Genomic DNA, 25,203 nt, shown 5'->3' with positions numbered 1-25,203 from the left:
ATTTATTACCTTGTTGAAAGACTTTTGGCTAAAGGTCCTACTTTTATTAGTTCGTTATAATCAATTCCTGTTTGACACCCCATACGTGAGACCATGTTTAATAATTCCTCTGTTGAAACATTGCCCGTTGCCCCGGGAGTATACGGACAACCCCCAAGACCTCCAACAGAGCTATCAAACTTCGATATACCTGCCTGCATAGAGGCGATTACATTTGCTAACGCCATTTTTTTTGTATTATGAAAATGTCCTACAAAGGTAGTATCCGGATATTGGTCCCGTAATCTAGAAAATCGCTCATACACCATTTTGGGATCAGCCTGCCCGTTTGTATCTCCTACATCTATTTCATCTGCTCCAAACTCAATAAAGCGCTCACAAACATTTTTCACTTCATCAAATATTACAGGCCCTTGAAAAGGACAAGTGAAAGCCATTGAAATATAAGCTCGAATAAACATTCCTTCTTTTTTTGCTCTGGCGAACATTGGCTTACACTCTTCTAATGATTCTGAAGTTGTTTTATTAATATTCTTTTTATTGAATTCAGAACTTGCCCCTACAAATACTGCAATTTGAGGGGATTTTGCTTCAATTGCGCGTTCCAAGGCCTTGTAGTTGGGTGTTAACGCAATATAATTAATTCCAAGTTCATTACAGAAACGTGCAATTTCCTCAGAATCAGCCATTTGCGGTACCCACTTCGGATGAACAAAAGATGTGGTTTCCATACGTGAAAATCCTGCTTTTGCTAGCTGGGTAATTAATTCTTTCTTCTGTTCTGTCGATATCGCTTCGGGCTCATTTTGTAAACCATCACGAGGCCCTACTTCAATAATTTCAATTTCCTTAGGAATAAACACTGGACCATCCCCCTGAATTAATACGATCTCGGTAATCCTAGAACATGTTCAGCTACAAAAGAAAGAATTAGATTTGTAGAAATAGGTGCAACTTGATATAATCTCGTTTCTTTGAATTTTCGTTCTACATCATACTCTTCTGCAAATCCAAAACCGCCATGTGTTTGTAGGGCAGAATTTGCTGCTTCCCATGAAGCATCTGCAGCAAGAAGCTTAGCCATATTAGCCTCCGCCCCACATTTTTGACCAGAGTCAAATAATTGAGCTGCCTTAAAACGCATAAGATCTGCTGCTTCTATATTTACATGTGCACGAGCAATCGGAAATTGAATCCCTTGATTTTGTCCGATAGGTCGATTGAAAACAACTCTTTCTTTTGCATAATTTGTAGCTCGCTCTATGAACCACCGACCATCTCCAATACATTCTGCAGCAATCAGAATACGTTCTGCATTCATACCATCTAAAATATACTTAAAACCTTGCCCTTCTTCTCCGATAAGATTTTCAACCGGTACTTCTAAATCCTCAATAAATAACTCAGTAGTTGCATGGTTCATCATCGTACGGATAGGTTTAATGGATAGGCCATTACCAATTGCTTCCCTAAGATCGACTAGCAAAACAGAAAGCCCTTCTGTCTTTTTCTTCACTTGCTCAAGTGGAGTCGTCCGGACAAGTAAGATCATTAAGTCTGAATGTTCTGTCCGTGAAATAAATACCTTTTGTCCATTTACAATATACTTATCTCCTCTACGCTCGGCGAAAGTGGTTAATTTCGTCGTATCTGTACCAGTATTTGGTTCAGTTACACCAAATGCTTGCAATCTTAATGAGCCATCAGCAATTTTCGGTAAATATTTCTCCTTTTGTTCAATATTACCATGTCGAAGCAGTGTACCCATTGTGTACATTTGAGCGTGACAAGCTCCTGCATTTCCACCTGAACGATTAATTTCTTCTAAAATAATAGAAGCTTCTGTTATTCCAAGACCAGATCCACCATACTCTTCTGGAATAAGAGCAGCTAAAAATCCGTTTCTAGTAATCTCATTAACAAATTCATCTGGATATGCTAATTTTGCGTCTAATTCTCTCCAATAAGAGTCAGAGTATTTGCTGCAAACATTGCGAACGCTTTGTCTTAATTCATCATGGAATTGAGTATTTACTTTTACAGTTGATGCTGTCATAAAGAATTCCTCCTATTAAATAGTTTATTGATTTTCGATTAGGAAATTATAAAATGCTTACTTTAGAGTGCACGACATACAGCTCCGAAGGGTAGGACGTGCATGTGCAGCCGTTGCGACCGGAAGTCGCGGTTTTTGACTGCAATCCCTAGCCTTAGCTAGGCGCTTGCGCTTTTGTTTTTTGAAATTGAGGTTTGCGTTTTTCAAAGAAAGCCTTGACACCTTCTTTAAAATGATCTGATTCAAAACACATCCCTTGAGCAAACCCCTCTAATTCAAGAGTATCGTTAATGTCTGTCAGAACACTTTTGTTTACTAACTTTTTCATTAAACCTAATGCCATATCAGGTCCTTCAGCAAGCTTTAATGCTATAGAGTTTACTTCTCCCATTAGAAAATCATCTTCAACAACACGATTAATGATTCCAATATTTTGTGCCTGTTCTGCAGTAATTTTTTCCCCTAAAAACATTAACTCTAGTGCACGGTGACGGCCTATTAATCTTGGTAAAAAGTGAATAGAACCGAGATCCGGGATTAACCCTACCTTTACAAAGCTCTGTATCAAAGCGGATGAACGACTAGCTACAATCATATCGCAAGCTAACGCAAGGCTAACACCAGCCCCGGCAGCCGTACCGTTTATTGCCGCTATTACAGGCTTTTCTAAATTTAAGATTGAATGAATCATTTCATGACCAGACTGTAACCGTTTTCTTCCTGTAAAAGCATCAATTTCTTTTAAAGCACTTAAATCACCACCAGCTGAAAAAGCTTTCCCCTCACCTGTTAAAACAATGACTTTTACTTCATTATTATTTTTCATTTGGGTGAAAAAATCTCTTAGCTCTTCCCTCATTTCTAAACCGAGAGCATTTCTGACTTCTGGACGATTTAATTTAACAGTACAAACTCCGTTATGCGTTGTAATTTGCAAATTTTTATACGTCACCTTTTTATTCACACCCTTTTCTTTTATATGAATATGCTAATTTATTTACCAGAAAACTGTGGTAAACGCTTTTCGACAAAAGCGCGGACTCCTTCTAAACGATCCTCGGTATTGATACATCGATTGTAATAACTTATTTCTATTTTCCTAGCTTCTTTATTTGGCATTCCAAATAATTCATCTATAGATGCTTTACAATTTTGAACAGCTAAAGGAGCATTAACAGCAATTTTCCCAGCCAATTCTAGCGCTTTTTCTCGTAATTCATTTGATTTCGCAAGGATATTTAAAAGTCCTGCTCGATCAGCTTCTTCACCGGAAACCATACTTCCTGTACAAACCCATTCTTTTGCACGATGAACACCAATTCGTTTAGCCAATAATCTTGTACCTCCACCGCCAGGCATAATTCCTCTTGTTACTTCGGGCAACCCGAATATTGCGGTTTCTGCTGCTACAATCATGTCGCAATTTAAAACAATTTCAAAACCTCCAGCTAATGCGTACCCATCTACTACTGCAATAACCGGCTGCCTCATATCTTGAATGCTATTAAACATTTTCTGAAATAGTTCATGCTGTTCCTTCCATTCTGTTTCAGTCATATTATTTCGCTCTTTTAAATCTGCTCCGGAACAAAATGATGTATCGTTAGAGGATGTCATCAAAACAGCCCTAATATTACTTTTGTCTATTGTTTGACAAATCTCAAGAATCTCTTCAGCCATCTTTGTCGTAAATGCATTTCTGGCTTCTGGACGATTTAATACAATTTCTGCTATAACTCCTTCTTTTCCAACTCGGTTCCATTCAACAAACGCCATAATTTGTTCGCCTCCATTTACCACCTTTGTTATTATAAAATTCAAAATATTCATGTCATATTTTGATGCCTTTTTACCAAATACCCCGCTATTGCTTTCCCTCAATTAACCTCACTTTCATTTACTATACCTTTCATAAGGTTTTCAATTATATGTATGCAATTTTTATGCCAAATTATTTAAACCTTTAATAAAATATGTCAATAAATCCGTTTGATGTGGATTAACCTCACTGTATCCGTACCAGAGAGTCCATCAACTAGTTAAGGTGTTATCCACCCAAAACCCAAAACTAGATAGTTATACAGCTTGTACCTTTTGGCTAAAGTTGTTCGATAAATCGGACAGTGTTTTTATTCTGATACAATTAAAATCCTATTTTAAAAGAAAAAGGCTAGACGACCCATTGAAGTAAATAGTTTAATCGCAGCATTATAAAGCTACCATTAAACTAAATATTGAATTCTTTTTTCGGGTATTTTTTTTGGGAAGTACTTCTCTGACTATTTACAACGCAAGAATCGTTCCAATTTATATTTCACTATAAAATCACGAAATAATGTACTTCTCTTGATGTTTGTACATAAATACAAACGAATAACATGATACAAATGTATCAATTGGGAGACAGCAATACATTACAATAGACAATTTAGTGTTTAGTAACTTAACCTGTCTCGATAATAGGAACTCAAGGGAATTGGACATATGCCCAAGAGTAAAAGAGCTTTATGTTGCTTTGAAATAAAGTTTGATCAAATTGCTAGTTAGAAACTTGATAAACGAACAAAATGAAAGAGCGTGTTTTGAAAATAAGATTGATCAAACACGCCCTTACAATATTCAATTGAATCATTCTTTTATAAAAAAGTTTGATCATTTCAGTAATCCTTATGCCATTAAAGCGCCCGATTGTGGAAGACACACTATTAAGGAAAAGTAACCCAATAAAACTCCGATAATAAAATGTTCAGTTGTTTATGGCAATTTCCCAAGTGGGTATTTAGGTATTCGGGATAGAACAAGATATCATCAAGTTTATTAATCGGGGACCACTTATAAATTAGTCTATCTCGCCTATTTCCACAAAACTCCTGATCACAAGTATAACAAAGCAATAAAAGTCCCTAATTCATCGATGACTAAAATGTCGACTCTACTCTAGAAACAAACACTAATTTCCCTTTATAATGCCGATAATACTACTTAATTGTAGTATTACGTCTTTTTATGATTCAAGTTGTGTTGAGACAATGAGGATAAAGCTTTAAATTACATTGTTGCCTTAAAAGATACAAACAAAGACTTTATCGTTGTCAACCGTTAAGACATACATATCAGTCTTACCACTCCTGGGGCGAGTTGAGGAGGTCATCGACTCCCCTTAACCAACCGACAGCTTTTTAAATGACGAATATTCCTTAATAATCCAAATCAAGGTGTTTTAAATTACTTGATTTTTATAATTTTTTCAATTTTATTTAACGAATAGTCAACCCAAAATTTAATCATTTTTTCAACTAACTGCTGTATTATTTAAATGTAATAATTAACATTCTACATAAATACTTAAAATGTCTTTCAATTCACTCTTCCACATGGAATGCAAACAAAAAGGCATGCCTTTTTATTTGCGTGCTTCGATTAACGTTTAATTTATATACCTTTCAAAGATATTTAAAATAGATTCCTCTCCCTCACTTTAATAACATTTATATTAGATTAGCCAAGCACCAAATCTCAAAAAACAACAATCTTTTAAAAAGACTTCACTAAAAATGGAAGCGTTTTTCCACCTTGTTATGCGCTTTGTGATGGGCCATTAACCCATATACTTCTAGTGCGGATGGTTATCTGAGAAGCTCCTGAATTTCATCGGAAAAACCATATCAAACTTTAGTTAAAACAGAGTGCCCATATAAATGTTCTCCTTTATCAAATTGTGATAACCCATAAATTATCCCTGCCAATCATTTAACGACGGATCCTGATACCTTCTTACCAATTACCCCGCTAATTCTGAGATTTTCAATGGTATCACTTGAATAATCTAATTGCTGAAGAATCTCCTCTGTGTGCTCTCCGAGTATCGGTGCGTGAGCATGTATTTTTCCTGGTGTCTCCGAAAATTTGATTGGAAATCCAATTTGCTTGATGTTACCGGCAACTGGATGTTTCATTTCGGTAAATAATTCTCTTTCGATAATTTGAGGATCCGAAAAGATTTGCTCTATATCATTGACAGGTCCTACGCATGTCTCTTCTAAAGCTAATAAGTCTAACCATTCTTGCTGATTTTTTTTCTTGAATACCTCTGACATTTCTAGCTTTAATTGTTCTTGAACATCATCATTACCTCCATGAAGTTCAATCCATTCAGGTTTCCCTATTAATTCACAAATTTTCTTCCAGAATTTCTCTTCGGAAGCTCCAACAGAAAGATATTTATTATCTTTTGTTTCATATACTTGATAAAATGCATATTGACCATCTAATCGATTTCCCCCTCTTTCTGGAACTTTTCCTGAAGCAAAGTAATCTGATGCTGAAGCATATAACCAGGTAACGGCACCATCCATCATTGAAATATCAATATATTGCCCTTTTCCAGTTCTTTCTTTGTTTAATAGTGCCATACAGATCCCAGATAGAGCCATCAATGCACCTCCACCTATATCTGCAATTTGTACACCAGGAACGACTGGTTTTCCATTTTTTTCGCCAATTAAGCCTAATATTCCACTGTAGCCGATATAATTAATATCATGTCCTGGTAAATCGCGATAAGGTCCAGTTTGCCCATATCCAGTTAATGAACAATAAACGATTCCTCTATTAATCTTTGAGATTTCATCAAAACCTATCCCTAGACGACTCATTACCCCAGGACGGAAGCTTTCCAAAATGACGTCAGCACTTTCCGCCATTTTTTTAAAAATTTCTTTCCCTTCTTCTGTCTTAAGGTTCAATTCAACACTTTTTTTATTTCGATTTATTGTTAAATGTCTAGCACCTATTTCTTCAATAGCTGGTTTTCTCCAACGTATATAGTCACCTCGCTCTGGCTCTTCAATTTTTATTACTTCTGCTCCGTAGTCTGCCATCATAAGTGAGCAGTAAGGTCCAGGAAGTAATCTTGATAAATCTAATACCTTAATTCCACTAAGTGCTCCCACATTCTCTACTCCTTTTATTAAAATTAATTTGTTAGTTTACGAAATTCCACTCGTTTGCTTAAGGTAAAAAATTCTAACTATTACACTAATTTCATCTGGAAATCATACACCCCAGTTGCTTTTATTGTTTAAATCTCTCAAAACGGACTCATTTAGTTAATGAAGTTTGTTTCGTGACCATATGAGCGTAAAACTGTTTTTAAGACTTTACCGGATGCATTCCTTGGAAGCGAGTCCATAAATTGTACGAAACGCGGTTTTTTATAAGATGCTATCCTACTTTGACAAAATTTAATAACTTGATCTTTCGTTAATTGTTTTCCAGGCTTCAATACAATGCATACTTTTACACTTTCACCCCATTCTACATCTGGAACTCCAATTACTGCTGCTTCCAAAATGTCAGGATGGCTATAGAGAACCTCTTCTAGTTCTTTTGGATAAATATTTTCACCACCGCTAATAATCATATCTTTCTTTCGATCTACCACATAAATATATCCATCTTCATCCATCCGGACTAAGTCGCCACTGTGGAACCAGCCACCTTTAAAGGCTTCCTTCGTAGCTTCTATATTTTTATAGTATTCCTTCATCATTGTTGGACCCTGGTATACAATTTCTCCTACTTCACCAAGAGGTACGTCCTTCATTTCATCATCGACAATCCGAACACGAACATTTATAGACGGTTTTCCAACAGAAGCTGTTTTATTATATCTTAGTGAATCTTCACCAGATAAATAGGTCGTAGACGGACTCATTTCTGTTTGTCCAAATGCTTCATGTATTTTTGCATTCTTAAAAACAGTCATTATTTTTTTCTTAATTTCTACCGGACAAATAGCCCCTCCTGTCGAGCAACTGGTCATTGAACTTAGGTTATATTCTAATAGGTTAGGTACTTGGAAAAGAAAGTTCCACATAGATGGGACTAAGAACATCGAGTTGATTTTTTCTAAATGAAGGGTTTTGAGAACTTTTACAGGTTGGAATTCTCTGTGAATGAACATTGTCCCTTCCAACAAGCAGTTCTGTACTAAAAGTGATAAAGCCGCTACGTGAAAAAGTGGAGGAATCAGCAAATGCTTGCTTCCCTTTTTGGTTTGCGAATGATAGAGCTTATTCATTCCATTCATATAAAGATTCTTATGAGTTAATACTGCTCCCTTTGGTCTTCCAGTTGTTCCAGAGGTGTAAATGATTGCGTGAGCATCATCGTCACTCAGTTGTTCTCTAGATTGATTAATAGTAGGTGTATCGTATATAGAATGATATGAAATTACATCCTTCCCTAAATCCTTATCCGGGGATCCTACTATAACGATCGTCTGGATTTGTGTGAGTTTTTCTACTACATCGCGGATGGTCTCAATAAATTCTTCTTCTATAAATAATATTTTTACATCTGAGTGATTTAGAATATAATCTACTTCATTCGAGACCAAACGGAAGTTAACTGGAACAAATACTCCGCCTGCCAAACTAACTCCAAAGTATAATTCAACAAAGGGCAATCCGTTTTTGAATAAGCAACCTACTTTTTCATCTTTACCGATTCCTCTTCCTTGCAGCCATTCTGATAAATGAAGGGTACGTTTAAGGAGTTCTTGATAGGTTAATCGTTGATCTTCAAATACAAATGCCTCCTTGTCCGGAACATTATGTGCAGCAGATTTTAAAGCTTCTCCAATAAGTAATTGTTTTGCCATGAGCTTCCTGATCATTTTCATATTTACTCCCTTCTAAAGGAATTTAATGAAGGTTTTTCACCCTTAATTTGCCAACCTTTTTAAAGCTTTAATTGCTGGGATTTTAAAGCCATGACTTCAGATTTGACTAAAGCATGCAAAAAACACCAATTTCATTTCTAACATCCATACTTATTGAATTGCGGCTATGTCAATATCCTTACCTATTCATTTGCATTATTTTAAAGGTACCAATTGACTTTGCTACTACACTCCCCTTAGAGTCATTCACCAAACCTTCAGCGGTTACAATACTATTTCCTTGTTGTAAGATTTTAGCTGTTGCCATCATTTCTTCTCCATTCATAAGAGGAGCAAAATAATTGATACTCATATTCACTGTCACAATAGGCTGGTTAACCACTGTTCGTATCGTTGCACCCATTACTGAATCGAGGATGCTAAAGAACACTCCACCATGAACAGCTTTATTTACATTTAAATGAGAAGTTGTGATCTTAATGGAACAAACTATGGAATCTTCTTCAAATTTTTCAAATTTGATTCCTAAATGTTTGTTATAGGGGCTATTCTCAAAGATATTCGTAATATTGTCTAATGGCATGACTTTTCACCTCTTTTTCTTCACTTTGAAATATAATTAACACTGATTCACCAAATACTACATTTATTTTTAAATATATTAATCAACCAATTTAATGCAGAATATATTGTGAATTTAATAATTTTTTTGTTGAATAATTGAATTGACCATTTCTACCCCCTCGTTTATTAAACGTGAATCAGGGAATATGCGATTTATAATACCAATATCAACTGCTTCTTGTGCCCCGATTAATTGTCCAAGCCATATTAGTTCTTTTGCTTTAGAAGGGCTCGTCAATTCGATTAAGCATTCCTTGCCAATAGATGAGGGACTAATATGGCTATAAAAACCAATTTTTGAAAATTCACTGGAAATTCGCAAATCACATGCTAACGCAATTTCCAATCCGGTTCCAATTGCAGTACCAGAAATAATACTGATTGTTGGCAATGAATACAGCGTTAATTTTTTCAAAATCTTATAAAGCAGGTCTTCCTCATGGTCTTCATCAGATTTCCTCCCTCCATTCTTTCCAATTGCAAAAAATTTATTATTTGAACTTAAAATCACCAATCCTCGAATGTCCTTAGACAGCTCGATTTCATCCAGGGTTCGATCAAAATCTTGTAAAAATTGATCGTCTACACAGTTGTAAGGAGAATTTGAAAGTTGAATGATTGCCACACGTCCTTGAGTTTCCCATAGAACTTTTCTTGACAAATTGTTTCCCCCTTGACAATAAATTTATTGATTGCCTGAGTACCACCATAGTTCGTAAAATTGGATTGTCGTTTCGCTTCCCTAAACCAAAACTTCGTAGGCACCTTTTTTATTGCAATTTTCATGCCAACTATAATTCCAGGGTTTATTGACCATATGTAGATTTAAGTTGTGTGTCCACTGTACGCCAATGTCAACATTTGTTTAATAAAATGCACAGTGTTTCTATTTTGAGACAACTATTGTTAAATTAAAAATGCTTTTTGAAAAACGATTTATCATAAAATGCAAAATTCAATTGTTTTACTAAACTTTCCCTTATCCTACAGGTCTTCTAGAAATTAAATATGTAAAGTGTTTAAAAAAAATTAAACGTGAGGTATTGTTGTGCCTCTTCTTCGATTAGTAGAAATCTTGATTTTATTGATAAATATGTTTCTCTTTCAAAATTTCAATCATTACTATCTTATATTCCCACTTAAAATTTGTTCTCTAAAAAGGTCGCTCAAATCTATAAAGCATAACATCTTCATTTACTAAACTTATAATGGAATAGGTTTACTCGGATTACTCTTCAGTCTCATAATCATTATTTTTACTAATGATAAGGTTCTACTTCCATGACAAAAAACACTAACATACCGAAATACTCCCAATTGACTAAATTAAGTTTCTTCAAGATTCCTTGAAGAAACTTATGTTATAATTACAATATTCCGACAATTGAGAGTTTTAGCGCCTTATTGAGAATTAAGTTATTAGGGAGTGAGTGATAGCATGCTCGTTAAAAATTCTTTTATTCAAACAGTTAAGAATTATATGAATAAAAATGTTCCTAAATTGTACATAGATAATACAATACGTGATGCAGTGGAAATATTTCGAAAAGATAAAATAATGATATTGCCTGTTATGGACAAAAAAAATTCTTTCATTGGGATCATGACACCTTCCTCTATTTTCAAGGCATTTTCAGAAAACGCTTCCATTGATGAAAACATGCTTCCTTTTATTATTAAAGATGCAGTTACAGTGAATGAAAATGATAATTTAACCAAAGTACGCCTATTTTTAAAACAAAAAAAGGTTGGACAGGCTGTTGTTCTCTCGGATGATAATCAAGTTGCCGGAGTTCTAGATACGAAAAACATTATACAAGCTTATCAATCTAAATATGAATCTCTTGGAAACTCTTTGGAATCTCTTTTTCAGCATATGCAAACTGGCATCATGGCTTTAGATCATAATGGGACGATTCTCATTACAAATCACGCAGCAGAATCATTGTGCAATCTATCTAAAGAACAGAGTATCGGATTTCATTATACCGAGGTATTACCACAATTAACTAATATTTCAAGCGGAGATCTCACTGTAATAGATATTCAGCTTCACCGAATTTCAATTAAAGACAAAAGGCTCCTTATTACATACAAATCCCTTTCTAATGAAAGTAATGATTGGGGGGGGATTATCTTAATACAAGATTTAACCGATTATGAACAAATAGCAAACGAACTCGAAATTACCAAAAAGTTAGAACGCACATTGCAAACGGTTCTGGATACTACTTATGACGGCTATATAGTCATTAATCAAAGCGGAATAATTGAAATGTTCAACGATGCAGCTTGTGAATTTGTGAGAAAAACAAAAAATGACCTTGTAGGCCATCCAGTTACTCGAATTATCCCAGAAATAAAATTAGAAGAAGCTCTAGCCCAGGGTTTTCAAAGTGAAAAACTTGAAGCCATGATAATTGGTAAACATCGTTGTTTTATTCAGAAAACACCAATTTATAAGGAAAAACAGCTTGTAGGGGCTATAGCTAAAATTATTTACAAAGACCTAAACAAGTGGAAAAACGTGGTGAAGATTTTAAATGATTTAGAAAAAGAAGTCTCATTTTACCGGGGTGAGCTATCTCTCATTGGTGGTAAGCCCTTTGATTTAGATGATATTCTAACACAAAATGAAGAAATGGGAAGGATAAAGCATTTCGCACGACAATCCGCAACAGGATTTTCTAATGTTCTTCTTTTGGGCGATAGTGGAACTGGCAAGGAGCTGTTTGCACGAGGTATCCATAATGCATCTAATCGAACCGGTAAATTTATTAAGATAAACTGTGCTGCTATACCTGAGGAGTTATGGGAATCTGAATTTTTTGGTTATGCCGATGGGGCATTTACAGGCGCAAAAAGAGGTGGAAAACCTGGGAAATTTGAATTAGCCAATAATGGTACATTATTTTTAGATGAGATTGGAGATATGCCTCTTTCAATGCAAGTGAAATTACTCCGCGTACTTCAAGAAAGAGAATTTGAACGTGTCGGAGGAAATGATACTATAAGAGTGAATGTTCGAATCATTGCTGCAACTAATAAAGACTTAAAGCAAATGGTTGCTAATAATGAATTTAGGGAAGATCTGTATTATCGGCTAAATGTTATTGTCATTAATATACCCCCTCTTAAAGATCGAAGTGAGGATATCCCTATTCTTACTAAATCTATTACAAAAAAATTCAGTCATCTCATGGGGTTAGGAGAAGTTAATATTACTGAGGGAGCTATGAAGTTACTATCGTTACACACCTGGCCTGGAAATGTCAGAGAACTAGAAAATGCTATTGAAAGAGCGATGAATTGCATAAGGACTGATATTATAGATATAGAGCATCTTCCTGAATATATACAAAAAACAAAAGGTATTAGAAATTTAGATTCTCCATCACATCTTGAGTCCACCACACAGGAAGTATCTCAAGAAGCTTTAATCTCCGATTTTTATAAAAACAATATAGATAAGGCAGAGAAAGATGCTATTGATTTGGCACTTAAACAAACAGGAGGCAATCGTACAGCAGCAGCAAAACTTTTGGGGATAAGCAGGTCGCAATTTTACAAAAAATTCAAGAAATCTAATTCTAATTAATAGCAAAAAGGACTGAAAATGCTTAAACATAGCTTTCAGTCTTTTTGCTAATTTTGAAGAGATTAAGATTTCATAAACGTTATAAAATTATTTGAAGTTTGGTTTTCTTTTTGCAACTGCTGCATTAACACCTTCATGATAATCTTCAAGTTCTGTAACGATTCCCATTGCTGACGAAATCATATCGAGAGAGGTCCGTAGATTCATATCCAGCCCTTGATAAACAGCTCTTTTTGTAAAACGCATTGTTGCTTGTGGGCCTTGAACTAATTTTTCAACATAACAATCAACAAATTCTGCTAACTTTTCATCCTCTACAACATGAGTAACTAATCCCATGTCTTTTGCTTCTAGTGCAGTTAATACGGTGCCAGTCCATAGTAACTCTAATGCTTTATCAGTTCCAATTAATCTTGGTAAAAACCAAGCTGCACCATCCCCAGGAACGATTCCTGATTTTACATAGCTTTCTGAAATTTTCGTGCTTTCTGCTGCAATTCGAATATCACAAGCCAAAGTCATATCAAATCCTGCACCAAATGCAAATCCATGTAGAGCAGCGATAACCGGTTTATCAATTTCTTGTAATAAAAGAGGAACTCTTTGAACTTTTTTCCACAGCGAATTCTTTCGTACTAGTGCAGTTGATGTTAAATCTTCTGTTCCATCATTATTTAAAAACCCTTGCCCTTCTGCCATCGATTTAATGTCCCCACCAGAACAAAATCCTCGGCCATTTCCAGATAGTACAACTACTCGAATATCTTCAGAATTACGAACTGTTTCCAATGCATCAATCCATAGCTCAATCATTTCTGCACTGAAAGCATTTAAACTACTCGGACGATTTAAAGTAATTTTTGCTACATTGTTTTCAACTGTAAAGATTAAGTCTTTCATTTATTTCCCCACCTTTTTTCTATTATCTTCTACACAAGTAATCATAGACCAAAGTTGATTTTTCTGTAATTTTATTAGTTCTTCAGTTACGATTTGTTCCCAGTCTGATTCTGTACCAAATTCGTCCCGCCATGACCAAAGCCGTCTTGTACTCTGATGTAAAGTATGCTCATAAGTAAACCCAATAGCTGCTAGTACTTGATGAGCAATTTGATTTGCCTTACCTGCCGCTTCGTTAACCCGTATTTTTGCAAATGCTATTTCTTTTGAAAATTTGCCTTTATTATATGATTCAACCGCACAATTTGTAGCAACGCTAGCAGCTGCAACTTCTCCAGCAAGCAGTGCTAGTTGTTGCTGAATTGCTTGAAATCGGTGGATAGGTCTTCCAAATTGGGAACGTTCTGAAGTATGATTTATAGTTAAGTTTAGAATGTTTTCTAATGCACCCGCCATCATGGCACATCGTGTAAGTGCACCACTATAAAGCACTTTTTTCACCTGTTCATCTTGGTTTACTTCAAATTGCTTACAATCTTCTATAAAGACGTTTTCAAAGATCACCACATCCCTTGCTTCTCCAGCAAGATTTTGCCCGTGTATTATTTCAGCCTTTTCTAATTTTACGAGTGAGAGGGTTGGGCCTGCAGTAGTTTCCCCAAAGACTAACAATTTTTGAGCAAAACGAGCCCAAGGAACATTTTTTGCTTTTCCGGATACAATCCAACCATTGCCACTTTTTTTAAATTGAAGAGGTTGCATATCTTTTGTGTAAAAAACCGTTAATATTTCGTCTGTTACAGGTTCTCCTATCCCAGATAATAACCAATTAGCGATATATGTTTCAGCAAGAGGAATAGGTGCTGAGTATTTTCCTGCTAAATGCAGGATGCTTAATGCATCAGAAAAATCCCCACCATTTCCCCCTAAGCCTTCAGGAATTGCAACTGTTATTACTCCTAAATCCACCAATTTTCTCCATAACCCACCTGCCCAAATGCCATTTTCAGCCTTGTTAATTACATCTTTTGTTGAATATTTTTCCATAATTTTTGTTGTTGACTCGATAATCATTTCTTGTATATCACTCATTATTGATTACCCCCTTAGCAACAATTCCTCGGAGTATTTCTGTTGTACCACCACGTAAAGTAAAACCTGGTGATTGTAGTATGGATTGAGCCATTAACTTTTCTAATCGGTATACAGAATCAATGGAAGGCATTACTGTTACAACCAATCTGGTGATTTCTGCAATTTCTTGTTCTAATTTTGTTCCCATATCTTTTACTAAAGACGCAATGATATTTGAAGGAACTCCTTCTTCTAACATTTTGGCAATTCCAAGTGACATATTTCGTAATGTCCACAGTCTAGAGATCACTCTACTAACCTCATTTAAACCTTTCTTATCCCCTTTTTCTATTAATTCATTCGTTAGTTCGTTTAGAAGAGGATAAGTACTTAGAATCCGTTCAGGACCACTTCTTTCATATGCTAATTCAGCCATCCCTTGTGCCCATCCATTTCCAATTTCACCTACAACCATTTCATCTGGTATAAAGACATTTTCAAAAAACACTTCATTAAAATGATGTTCACCTGTCATTAAATGAATGGGTCGTATGGTAACTCCCGGGGCTGACAAATCTACAACTAATTGACTCATTCCTGCATGACGATTTTCCTGAGTTTGAGGAGAGGTGCGACAAAGGGTGATCATGTAATGAGAAACATGTGCCCCACTTGTCCAAATCTTACTACCATTTAATAACCATCCTTTGTCGACTCTGACTGCTCTTGATTGTATTCCAGCTAAATCTGAACCAGCATTAGGTTCACTCAACCCTATTGAAAAGTAACATTCTCCTTTTGCAATTCTAGGTAAAAAAAACAGCTTTTGCTCTTCTGTTCCACATTTAAGAAAGAGCGGTCCAGACTGTCTATCTGCAATCCAGTGACCAGAAACCGGTGCCCCTGCTGCTAGTAATTCCTCTGTAACAATAAATCTTTCAATGGATGATCGTTCCTTTCCACCATATTTAGTTGGCCAAGTCATTCCAATCCAGCCTCGTTCTCCTATTTTCTTTGAAAACTCTGACGAAAACCCACTCAGCCAGCTATCACATCTGGGCTCGATTGCTCCACTATCTATTTCATTACTTATAAACTGTCTGATTTCTTTTCTTAAATCTTCTATCTTTTCAGGAAGTTGAACAACTGGTATATGCAAACCTTTCATTCATTTACCACCTCATTCGTAATTTTTTAGATCTTTTTTCATCTGAATAAGAGTACATTGCTTGTAATAACTTTTTGATATACACGTTTAATACAAACATCAATTTCCTGACCAATAACAACAGGGTAAAGGGAGGCGAAATAAGTAATAACAAGTTTTCTTAAGGAATACACATATTAAACATGCAAGAATGATACCAATAATTCCGAGTAAACCTAGCTAAAAATCAATCATTTCGCAAAACTCCCCAAAAATTACACAATTGCAAATAGGTTATGGCACTCTATTGAAGTAATTGGTGTTGGATGTAGAACTTAATTGGAAGATATTGAATTAATTGAGTATAAAAATAATTTAATATCAAAAGAAAGAGATTTAATTGTAGAAGTATTTGTTAAAGTACGGAATAAAAATCAGTTGTTCCAAGGAAGTGCCATTGATCCCTAAAGAAATCCCCTATCCTAATAGAAAGACATAGATGAACAACGCTTGAGCGAAAGAATACAGAAAAAAACCGAATATTGGACTTTTTTAAAAGAACTCAATATTCGGAATATTTTTCATATTATTAATATTTTAAAATTGTTGTAAATGTGTTTTTGTTAGACCAAACTACTTTTTCTTTTCCACCAGGAAATACTTGGCAGATCATAACTAACTTGAATTCATTTACTTTCTAAAAATACAGATTACATTCCCCTCTTTTTCCATATCCCACCGATTTAATGTAACGATATTTAACACTGAATTTTTTTAGTTGAAATTAGTGTAGATAATGCTTTTTCATACTCCTCCTCGAGTTCATTGACTATTTGAGCGATTGGTAGAATTTCCTCAATCATACCTACTCCCTGACCAGCAGACCAAATGTCTTTCCATGCTTTAGCATCGGAATGAGATACATCAACAGTCTCTTTACTCTTAAGTCGTTTTGGATCAAGGCCTGCCTTTTTAATACTAGGAACAAGATAATTTGCATTTACTCCGCTAAAAGCATCTGTATAAATAATATCTTCGACTGTTGAATCAGTCACCATCTTTTGATATTCTTCTTTAGCGTTACTTTCTTCCGTTGCAATAAATCTAGTACCCATATAAGCAAAATCTGCTCCTAATGCTTTGGCTGCTAGTATGTCTTGACCGTTAGTGATACAGCCTGAAAGAAGAGTAATTCCATTCCAGAACTTTTTAACTGCACCTATAAATGCAATTGGATTGATCGTCCCTCCATGTCCTCCAGCACCATTACACACTAGTACTAATCCATCAACACCTGTTTCAGCTGCTTTTTTGGCATGAGCAAGTGTGGCTACATCAGCGAAAACAAGCCCACCATATTCATGAACAATACTAACAATTGCTTCTGGCTTTCCTAATGAAGTAATGACAATCGGTGGTTTGTATTGTTTAATTAATTCTAAATCTGCTTCATACCGTTTATTTGATTTATGAACATTAAGGTTTACAGCCCATGGGGCAATTATCTTGTCAGGGTTTAAAGTTTGTGCTTCTTCCAGATCTCTTTTTATTTGTTTCATCCACCCTTCTAAAATTTCCCCAGTCCTAGCATTTAATAAAGGGAACGAACCGATTATTCCTGATTTACAAGCTTCAATAACTAATTCTGTACCTGAAACAAGAAACATTGGTGCACAAATAACAGGCAACCTTGTATTGTCCAAAAGTAAATCTAATTTAGCATTTGTCATGATTTTTACCCTCTCTTTTGATAGATTTTAAATCCACAAGTACCACAGAAGTTAATAATAGAATTGGTCCCTTCCCAATTTCAATCATTTACAATGCTTGTTGTTCTGTTTCATCAATAATTTTTTGTTTCTTTTTAACTTCATTGTCTGGTTTAGCAAAAGCAATGAGTAAGATGCCGGCGATTATCGATAGGCCTACAACCATTAGAATAGTATTATCATATCCCTGAACAATATCTTTACCTGCCGCCTGTACTAAATTACCACTGACAATAGGCCCGACAACACCCGCAATTGTAGAAACCCCTGCAAATGTTCCAATCATTAAAGATGTACGCTGGGGAAGTAGGCTGCTTGATATATGTGGTCCCATAACAAATACAGCAGAAAGACAACCTTTCCCTAAAATAAGAACAGCGATCGTCCAAGCAATAGAATGAATTTCAGTCATAGAATAAAAAAGGGCTGCTCCAATAAAAAATGTAAATCCAGCAACTAACACACGAGATTTTCGATAACTGGAATTTTTCTTAAATAAGTAATCTGAAAAAATGGAAATAGATATGGTAACTAACCCTGCTAAAAGTCCAGTCAACGAAGCTACATAACTCATTTCAGATGTTGAAAGTGCCTTTGCTTTAATAAGGAAAGAAGGCATCCAAACTTGAATCCAAGAGAGGTACCAATAAACTGTAAACCCAGCAAAAAGAGTGACTAAAAATGTTAAAGAAAACATACTTGAAAGGATGGTCTTTAAATTCTCTTTTTCCTTAATAGTAGGTGCTTTAGCAACCTCTTCACTACTTTCATCCGGCCGTTCTTTACCTAGCCAGACCCATAAAATTGTCCAGAGGAGACTTACAAAACCTAATGACCCAAAGGATATTTTCCAACCGAAAGTTTCAATCAAATAAACCAGTATGGGTGCACATACAAGCCCGCCTACAACCCCTCCAAAATTAAGAATGGAAGTGGCCATTCCTCGTGACTTTGCTGGAAACCAATGATTTAATTGGGCAATTGCAGTTGCAAAAAAAGGGCCTTCGAAAATACCTAATAAAATTCGATAGGCTATAAGTAATTGTAGATTTGTTATAGCGAATGCTCCAAACTGTAGAATTGTCCAAGAAATCGCCATAATCGTGATCATTTTCCTAGTTCCAAACCTGTCCGATAGAGTACTGCCAAATATATTCGATATAACAAATGACCAGAAAAAGCTACTCCCTACTAATCCCCACTGTAAGGGTGTAAGTCCAAATTCTTCTGTAATAGATACAGCAGCATACCCAGCAATTGCCTTATCTGCGAAATTAATTACATAAAGAAAAAACATAAAAGCAAGGATAGCCCAACGCATAATAAAATCACTCCTCAGCTATTAACATTATATTTTATTTACCACCACGTAATTAAGTTAAAAGTGAATGATATTAACCTTTCAGAATGCTTTAGTAAAAACCAGTAATTTATTTCCAACATACTCATACTCAACCTTCTAATTAGAGGATTTACATCATTCACATGATGAAGGCAATATTCAAATGAGTTCGTTAGAATTAATTAAATTACATGTTTGCATTCAGTTTATTTAGTGTTCTTTACAATACAAAATGTTATTAATACTAAAAGGTGTGATTTATCTATGGAAGAAACTTCTTTTTAACTTCCATGTTTGTCTTTTTAGATTTTGGTTTTCTTCTATAGATACTCCATGCCACAAAGTCTTGAATTTTTCTATCAATCCTTTTTCCGTAAAGGGTTCAGGAACACCTTTAGAAAAAAATCCCTTGGTTATATGAGTTCAAAACGATTACTCTTTCTGGAATTGTTTTGTATAATCATCATTTAGATTTGGCCCTATCGTACCCATCCCATTTCTTAACAATGTCATAATCTGTTTATCTAAAAAAATTTATTTCGTGATTTCATCCAGTCCTGCCTGTTCCTTATTCAGATAACTTTCAATTTAAATTAGAATGGATCTACCGATAGCAGGAACGAATTTTAAATACTCTTTTCATAAGTTCTATTCCCCTTTCTTATTCAGTAAAAAATCCATCTTTCAAAATTTCACTACTGTTTTATACCGACACTTTTCCAATTGTAAAAAAAAGGATTTTTTCTCACCTCCTATGGATTTCCCATTCCACTGATACCGCTTTCAAAAAAACGAATATAAAATTGGTTAACAGTCATTGATCATGGTGGAAAAATAGTTTTTACTGTCAAATAATAGCCAAAGTCTGTATTGGAGTTAATGTAGTTATCTAATTGAGAAATGATGACTATCATTTGACTACTATATATAGATGCAATTATTATGCCAATACGGCGAAGTGAAAATATGGTTCTATGAAGATTACTTTACATTAATCACAGCTAAACATAATAAAAAATGTACACTTGACTGTGTTTAATTAAACACAAGAGTGTCATAATTCAGACAACAAGATAAACTTCTATACTTTATAAATCTGTTCCCTTAATATGCCACTTACTTGTAAACCCTACAATTAGTTCTTATATCGATTAAAATGCATGGTTTCAATTCTTTTATAAATTTCTGATTCCCTCGAGACTAATTCGCGATTTCCAGCTCCTCAATCTCAATCACTTCTGCCCTGTAATTACAGATATAAGAGAACAACAAGACAGGTCAAGGATGTATACGGGACAGATCCAAAACTTTAACTCCACTTGGCATACTAAACCTTCCTTCGATTCAGAACATTTCGACTTCTCAATTCATAGAAATTTATTACTTATATAGAATCACTCTTTGCAAAGTGCAAAAATTGAAGGACTGAATATACACTCAAATAGTATGGTTTTTAGAAGCGCTTTCTTTTTGTTCAAAAGTTGCATTTACTTTATTTTCGAACGGATCATACATTTTTTCTCGGATAAACAACCAAGGAATTATTCCGGACAATGCATAAGCTATACCAAGCATTGCTAAGCCTAATCCGATTGATTGGGATTCCGCGATTATCCCTATTGTAATAGGTGCAATCGCTGCACCAAATCGCCCGATATTATATGCTCCTCCTACAGCGGTACCTCGAATATGTGTTGGGAAACTTTCACTCATGTACGTTGAATTTATGCCATATTGTGCCCCATAGAGGAACCCAAGAATTGTAAGTAATACAATGATATTAGCTGGTGTGTTATACAAATAAATGACCGGTAAGAAAATTGCTGTAGATATACCTCCCATAATATACACATTTCGACGCCCAAATCGATCTGCTAACCAACCAGCAAGAATTTTACCTAAGATCATTGCTGCATAGCTTCCTACAAGATACCCTGTCATCTTTTTAAAATCGAATCCTAATTCATCTACAATATAGGTAGGTAACCAAGTCCCTACACCGTAATAACCAAACTGTAAAAAGGTTGAAGTAAGGATCCAGAACAGGAAAACCACTCTTGTTTTCGGATCGTTGAAGATTGTAAACCATTCATTTTTCTTGATTTTTTTAGGTTGTTGCTTTGCTTCTATCCATCCTTTTGGTTCTGGTATCTTTAATCTAATATAAATTGCCAAAATTACAGGAACAATAGATATAAAATAAAGAGGTCGCCATCCGAAAATCGGCAAGATCGCTCCTGCCAATAAGGCTGCTACTAAGTATCCAACTGAATAAGCCGCTTGTAATGAACCCAAAATAGTCGTTCGTTTTTTCGTTGGTACATATTCAGCCATAAGCATCGTGACTATAGAATATTCTGCTCCTATCCCAATAGCAGATATAAAACGAATGAGGATAAATTGCTCGTAGGTTTGCACTAGGCCAAGTAAAGCAGTACCAACAGAGAAAAGTACCATCATATAGGTTGCCATCCGTACCCGACCAAATCGGTCAGATAACCAGCCACCTATGATTCCGCCAGTTGCCATGCCAATTAAAGACCATGTGCTGATGATTCCCGCTTGTGTTTTAGAAATTTGGAATTCTTCCATTAAAGCAGGAAGAGTTAAAGATAGGATTTGTAAATCCATTCCATCTACCACTAAACCTAGAAAACAGGCGATGAACACAACAATCCATTTGCGATTTGATTGAGCTTTTTCCATAAAAACACCCTCCTTTTTTACACACTAAATTTATTTGATACACCTTATTAGTTTCAAAGTCGAATGGTTTCTGTCCAAGGCTAGGTATTGGGGCGTAATGCAACCTGCCTGTACCACTTCCATTACACCCAAATACGGAAGGTTACGGAAATGTGGACCTCGGCTCAAATCCGTGCTCACAAAGATGGCTACCATACATGCATTTAACATTTTAGATTTATTAACTGACGGGTTTCGATGAGTTGTATATAAGAAATCCATATCAATAAAGTAATTTGGAGTTTTGAATCTCTACCAATTCAGCCACAAAATCTATCTTGTCTAGACAAGATATACCGACTTTAGTTTTGAATTCTAAGTCAAATCACCTTCCCGCTTTTTAGTTTTTTAATTTGGGTTGTAGAGTATCCAAGTTCATCCAATACTTCTTCTGTATGTTCCCCGAGCAAAGGCGGGTAACGTCGAAGGTTAGCAGGTGTATTTGATAATTTAACCGGGAATCCGGGAACTTTCAAATTTTTCACAATAGGATGTTCAATTTCAATCAACATTTCCCTTGAATGAACATGAGGGTGATTGAGAATTTGTTCTATGGTGTGTATAGGACCGCACGGAACCCCGGCTCTGTTTAGCCTTTCAAAAACCTCTTTGCTTTCCATCGTAATCATTCTCTCAGAAATGATTTTTACGAGTTCTGTGCGATGGGTAACTCGATTGACATTTGTTGTAAAACGGGAATCTGCCAGTAAATCCATCCACTCTAAAGCATGGCAACATTTAGTCCATAACCCATCATTGGCTACTGCCAATATGATATCCATGTCCTTAGTCCTGAACGATTGATAAGGAACAATTGAAGGATGAGCGGATCCCATTCTTCCAGCAGGGCTGCCTGTTGCCATGAATCCGGTTGCCAAATGATTTAACAAAACAATTTGCCCATCAAGCAAACTTACATCGACAAACTGTCCCTTTCCTGTTTTTTGTGTAGAGAATAATGCACTTAGAATTCCATAAACAGCAAACATACCCGTTGTCAAATCCACTATGGACATCCCTGCTTTTGCGGGTGCCCTGTCAGCATCACCTGTAATACTCATTAGTCCTCCAAACCCTTGCAACAGAAGGTCATAGCCCGCTCTAAACCTTTCTGGGCCTGTTCTACCGAATCCCGATATTGAACAGTACACCAAACGGGGATTTATTTCTTTTAATGTTTCATAACCTAAACCGAGCTTTTCAAGTGTTCCTGTTCTATAGTTTTCTACTAAAATATCCGCATCTTTTGCTAATTTATATATGATTTCCCTTCCCTCTGTACTTTTTAGATCAACCGTAATACTTCGTTTGTTTCGGTTTGATGTAAGATAATAGCAGCTTTCACCGTTCCATGTTGGAGGAGTGAAGCGTCTTGACTCATCTCCCATCCCAGGCTGCTCTACCTTTATCACATCTGCTCCCATGTCTCCAAGCAACATGGTGCAAAATGGACCAGCTAGTGTTCTTGATAAATCAAGTACTTTAATACCTTCCAAGGATGATTGCATTTTTATCTTCTCCTTATCAGTCTAATTTTTGGTAATTAGCGTTTTTTTTCATTCTATAGATTAGTACCTTTCTTGCTCCTAAGCTTTTACCACCATCTAAGTGAATCTCTTGCCCAATAGTATTTCGAGCTTCCTCCTTAGAAAAAACAAAACAGAATTTACAAATTCATAGGCTGTTCTAATGATTAGGGTTGTCTGTTCCTTCATTAAACGTCCATGAACATCACAAGTCTAGGGAATTTCAATTAAACTTTGAGAAATACATTTATTGTTACATTTCGCGAATTCCAGTGATAAAGCACGGATTAAACTCACCCCCCTTCAGGTAAGGATTATAAACTTACTACACGAGGAATATATTCTCTGATGCATCAATCAAAATATTTGATTGACTCTAATTAATTGGTTACTTCCTGTTCGGATGTTCTACAAAATTCTTTAAACTTTTCACTTAGAGAGTTATTAAAATTAAATGCAAGAATCATGCCATGATTATCAACTAATGAGGTAAAAGCGAGGTTATCTTTTTTATCTATAAATTGTTATTTTACTATTAACTGGAAGAAGATTTTGATAAAGGGGGTAGGGAATGATATATAAAGATTCTACTGCACAAAATAAACCTTTATATTTAGGGGCAGGTTCAGGAAAATGCGGATTTACAACGTTAAGAATTCCCTATTATAAAAACCCAAATTTTATCTATGAGATACAAAGATAAAATTTGGGTTTATTTTTTTACTAACGCACGATATAGTTTAAGTAGAAAACTTCATAATCTCTTTTACACTTTAACTGTTTAACATAAACCAATTCCTGCTTAAGAATCATTGGGCATACCATCAGACTCTCTCTTGATAAAAAACCTTTATTCAATTAACAATTTTATAAAGTGCCTACCATACCACCGTCAATATTAACTGATGTACCTGTAACATAAGAAGCAGCATCTGAAACAAGGAATGTAATCACTTTAGCTGCCTCATCCGTATTTCCAATACGTCCAAGTGGAATTTGACGTTCTTTACTAGAAAATTGTTCCCATGATAGTCCTGGGTTCTGATTTTTCCACCTTTTTTCAATCTGTTCACTTCGAATCCAACCAATACATACGGTATTCACACGAATATTGTCTGGGCCAAAGTCTTTACTCATTGCTTTTGTTAAGGCCATACCTGCTGCTCTGCTGACTGAAGTAGGTAATGATGCTGCAGGAGGTGTCTTTCCAACTGCAGCTGTTACGTTGATGATCGCGCCTCCACCAACTTGTCGCATATGTGGTATGGCATAACGAGAACAATGAATGGCACCGAATAGTTTTAAATCAAGATCTTTCCGCCAAAGTTCAGTTCCTACTTCTTCAAATGGATGGGCTTGAGATGTACCAGCATTATTGACTAAAATGTCTAAACGCCCATATTTTTCAACTGTAGCAGAAACTATCTTTTGACACTCCTCTTCGTTTGTAACATCCGTTTCTATAAAAAATACTTCTTTACCTGTTTGTTCAAAAATATAAGCAGCGGCCTCTTTTAAACGGTTTTTATTTCTTGCACAAATGGTTACCTCGGCTCCTTCTTTTACTAAATATAGTGCCGTTTCTAAGCCAATCCCTCTACTTGAACCAGTGATTAGCGCAACCTTTCCGTTTAACCCTAATTCCATAATAAGCTCCTTTCTTAAAATAATAATATTAAAAATTGTATTATTCTGTACTTATCAAAATGCTTATCGTTGTAAATCTGCATTTACCTG

Annotated in this window: 19 protein-coding genes; 3 read left to right on the top strand and 16 right to left on the bottom strand. The window is 35.5% G+C overall.

The features are described 5' to 3' along the window. Window positions 1-5: 5 nt before the first annotated feature. The 8 genes from ACWF5P_RS10560 to ACWF5P_RS10525 form a co-directional block, all read right to left on the bottom strand. Entirely contained in the window at window positions 6-863 is an 858-nt protein-coding gene (locus ACWF5P_RS10560) for a hydroxymethylglutaryl-CoA lyase (protein WP_421162157.1), read from the bottom strand. A gap of 17 nt (window positions 864-880) precedes the next feature. Beyond that, window positions 881-2,056, bottom strand: a complete 1,176-nt coding sequence (locus ACWF5P_RS10555) for an acyl-CoA dehydrogenase family protein (RefSeq protein ID WP_434169323.1) — start codon at window positions 2,054-2,056, stop codon at window positions 881-883. 154 nt (window positions 2,057-2,210) lie between these two features. Continuing rightward, entirely contained in the window at window positions 2,211-3,008 is a 798-nt protein-coding gene (locus ACWF5P_RS10550; protein WP_434169322.1) for an enoyl-CoA hydratase-related protein, read from the bottom strand. A 41-nt stretch (window positions 3,009-3,049) separates the two neighbouring features. After that, complete coding sequence (locus ACWF5P_RS10545; RefSeq protein WP_434169321.1) at window positions 3,050-3,937, bottom strand: enoyl-CoA hydratase-related protein; 888 nt, start codon at window positions 3,935-3,937, stop codon at window positions 3,050-3,052. A gap of 1,865 nt (window positions 3,938-5,802) precedes the next feature. Next, on the bottom strand, window positions 5,803-7,008 hold the full coding sequence (locus ACWF5P_RS10540; protein ID WP_434169320.1) for a CoA transferase: 1,206 nt from the start codon (window positions 7,006-7,008) through the stop codon (window positions 5,803-5,805). Window positions 7,009-7,160: 152 nt separating this feature from the next. Next, window positions 7,161-8,741 (bottom strand): long-chain-fatty-acid--CoA ligase, encoded by a 1,581-nt coding sequence (locus ACWF5P_RS10535; RefSeq protein ID WP_434169319.1) that lies wholly within the window; start codon window positions 8,739-8,741, stop codon window positions 7,161-7,163. A 178-nt stretch (window positions 8,742-8,919) separates the two neighbouring features. Then, the gene (locus tag ACWF5P_RS10530; protein ID WP_434169318.1) at window positions 8,920-9,324 is read right to left on the bottom strand and encodes a hotdog fold thioesterase; all 405 of its coding nucleotides are present in this window, start codon (window positions 9,322-9,324) and stop codon (window positions 8,920-8,922) included. Window positions 9,325-9,438: 114 nt separating this feature from the next. After that, on the bottom strand, window positions 9,439-10,026 hold the full coding sequence (locus tag ACWF5P_RS10525) for an enoyl-CoA hydratase-related protein (protein ID WP_434169317.1): 588 nt from the start codon (window positions 10,024-10,026) through the stop codon (window positions 9,439-9,441). A 777-nt stretch (window positions 10,027-10,803) separates the two neighbouring features. On the opposite strand from ACWF5P_RS10525, the gene ACWF5P_RS10520 reads away from it, so the two are divergent. After that, window positions 10,804-12,963 carry a sigma 54-interacting transcriptional regulator gene (locus ACWF5P_RS10520; protein ID WP_452444842.1) on the top strand — a complete coding sequence of 720 codons (2,160 nt, stop codon included), beginning with the start codon at window positions 10,804-10,806 and terminating at the stop codon, window positions 12,961-12,963. Window positions 12,964-13,050: 87 nt separating this feature from the next. Here the strand turns inward: ACWF5P_RS10520 and ACWF5P_RS10515 are convergent, their stop codons facing one another. The 3 genes from ACWF5P_RS10515 to ACWF5P_RS10505 are packed head-to-tail and all read right to left on the bottom strand — an operon-like array spanning window position 13,051 to window position 16,105. Next, a complete protein-coding gene (locus tag ACWF5P_RS10515; protein WP_434169314.1) occupies window positions 13,051-13,863 on the bottom strand; it encodes an enoyl-CoA hydratase-related protein in 813 nt (270 codons plus the stop codon). Then, window positions 13,864-14,955, bottom strand: a complete 1,092-nt coding sequence (locus tag ACWF5P_RS10510) for an acyl-CoA dehydrogenase family protein (protein WP_434169313.1) — start codon at window positions 14,953-14,955, stop codon at window positions 13,864-13,866. It lies immediately after the preceding gene. After that, window positions 14,948-16,105, bottom strand: a complete 1,158-nt coding sequence (locus ACWF5P_RS10505) for an acyl-CoA dehydrogenase family protein (protein ID WP_434169312.1) — start codon at window positions 16,103-16,105, stop codon at window positions 14,948-14,950. Before ACWF5P_RS10505 ends, ACWF5P_RS10510 begins: the two co-directional genes overlap by 8 nt. A gap of 318 nt (window positions 16,106-16,423) precedes the next feature. On the opposite strand from ACWF5P_RS10505, the gene ACWF5P_RS10500 reads away from it, so the two are divergent. Beyond that, complete coding sequence (locus tag ACWF5P_RS10500) at window positions 16,424-16,552, top strand: hypothetical protein (RefSeq protein WP_286141254.1); 129 nt, start codon at window positions 16,424-16,426, stop codon at window positions 16,550-16,552. Window positions 16,553-16,842: 290 nt separating this feature from the next. On the opposite strand, the gene ACWF5P_RS10495 is transcribed toward ACWF5P_RS10500, so the two are convergent. From ACWF5P_RS10495 to ACWF5P_RS10480, 4 genes are all read right to left on the bottom strand, one after another. After that, window positions 16,843-17,814 carry an NAD(P)H-dependent flavin oxidoreductase gene (locus tag ACWF5P_RS10495; RefSeq protein ID WP_318290852.1) on the bottom strand — a complete coding sequence of 324 codons (972 nt, stop codon included), beginning with the start codon at window positions 17,812-17,814 and terminating at the stop codon, window positions 16,843-16,845. An 88-nt stretch (window positions 17,815-17,902) separates the two neighbouring features. Continuing rightward, window positions 17,903-19,174, bottom strand: a complete 1,272-nt coding sequence (locus ACWF5P_RS10490; RefSeq protein ID WP_434169310.1) for an MFS transporter — start codon at window positions 19,172-19,174, stop codon at window positions 17,903-17,905. A 1,458-nt stretch (window positions 19,175-20,632) separates the two neighbouring features. Further along, entirely contained in the window at window positions 20,633-21,901 is a 1,269-nt protein-coding gene (locus tag ACWF5P_RS10485) for an MFS transporter (protein ID WP_434169309.1), read from the bottom strand. Window positions 21,902-22,260: 359 nt separating this feature from the next. Further along, the gene (locus tag ACWF5P_RS10480; protein ID WP_318290850.1) at window positions 22,261-23,448 is read right to left on the bottom strand and encodes a CaiB/BaiF CoA transferase family protein; all 1,188 of its coding nucleotides are present in this window, start codon (window positions 23,446-23,448) and stop codon (window positions 22,261-22,263) included. Between the two features lie 589 nt (window positions 23,449-24,037). Here ACWF5P_RS10480 and ACWF5P_RS10475 point away from each other — a divergent pair. Next, window positions 24,038-24,169, top strand: a complete 132-nt coding sequence (locus ACWF5P_RS10475) for a hypothetical protein (protein WP_421162147.1) — start codon at window positions 24,038-24,040, stop codon at window positions 24,167-24,169. A gap of 164 nt (window positions 24,170-24,333) precedes the next feature. Here the strand turns inward: ACWF5P_RS10475 and ACWF5P_RS10470 are convergent, their stop codons facing one another. Then, the gene (locus tag ACWF5P_RS10470; protein ID WP_434169308.1) at window positions 24,334-25,113 is read right to left on the bottom strand and encodes an SDR family oxidoreductase; all 780 of its coding nucleotides are present in this window, start codon (window positions 25,111-25,113) and stop codon (window positions 24,334-24,336) included. Between the last annotated feature and the right edge of the window lie 90 nt (window positions 25,114-25,203).

It is taken from the genome of Peribacillus sp. NPDC055009 (assembly GCF_053608705.1).
Note: the sequence above shows the minus strand (reverse complement) of the source record. Positions and strands in the feature narration are given on the sequence as shown.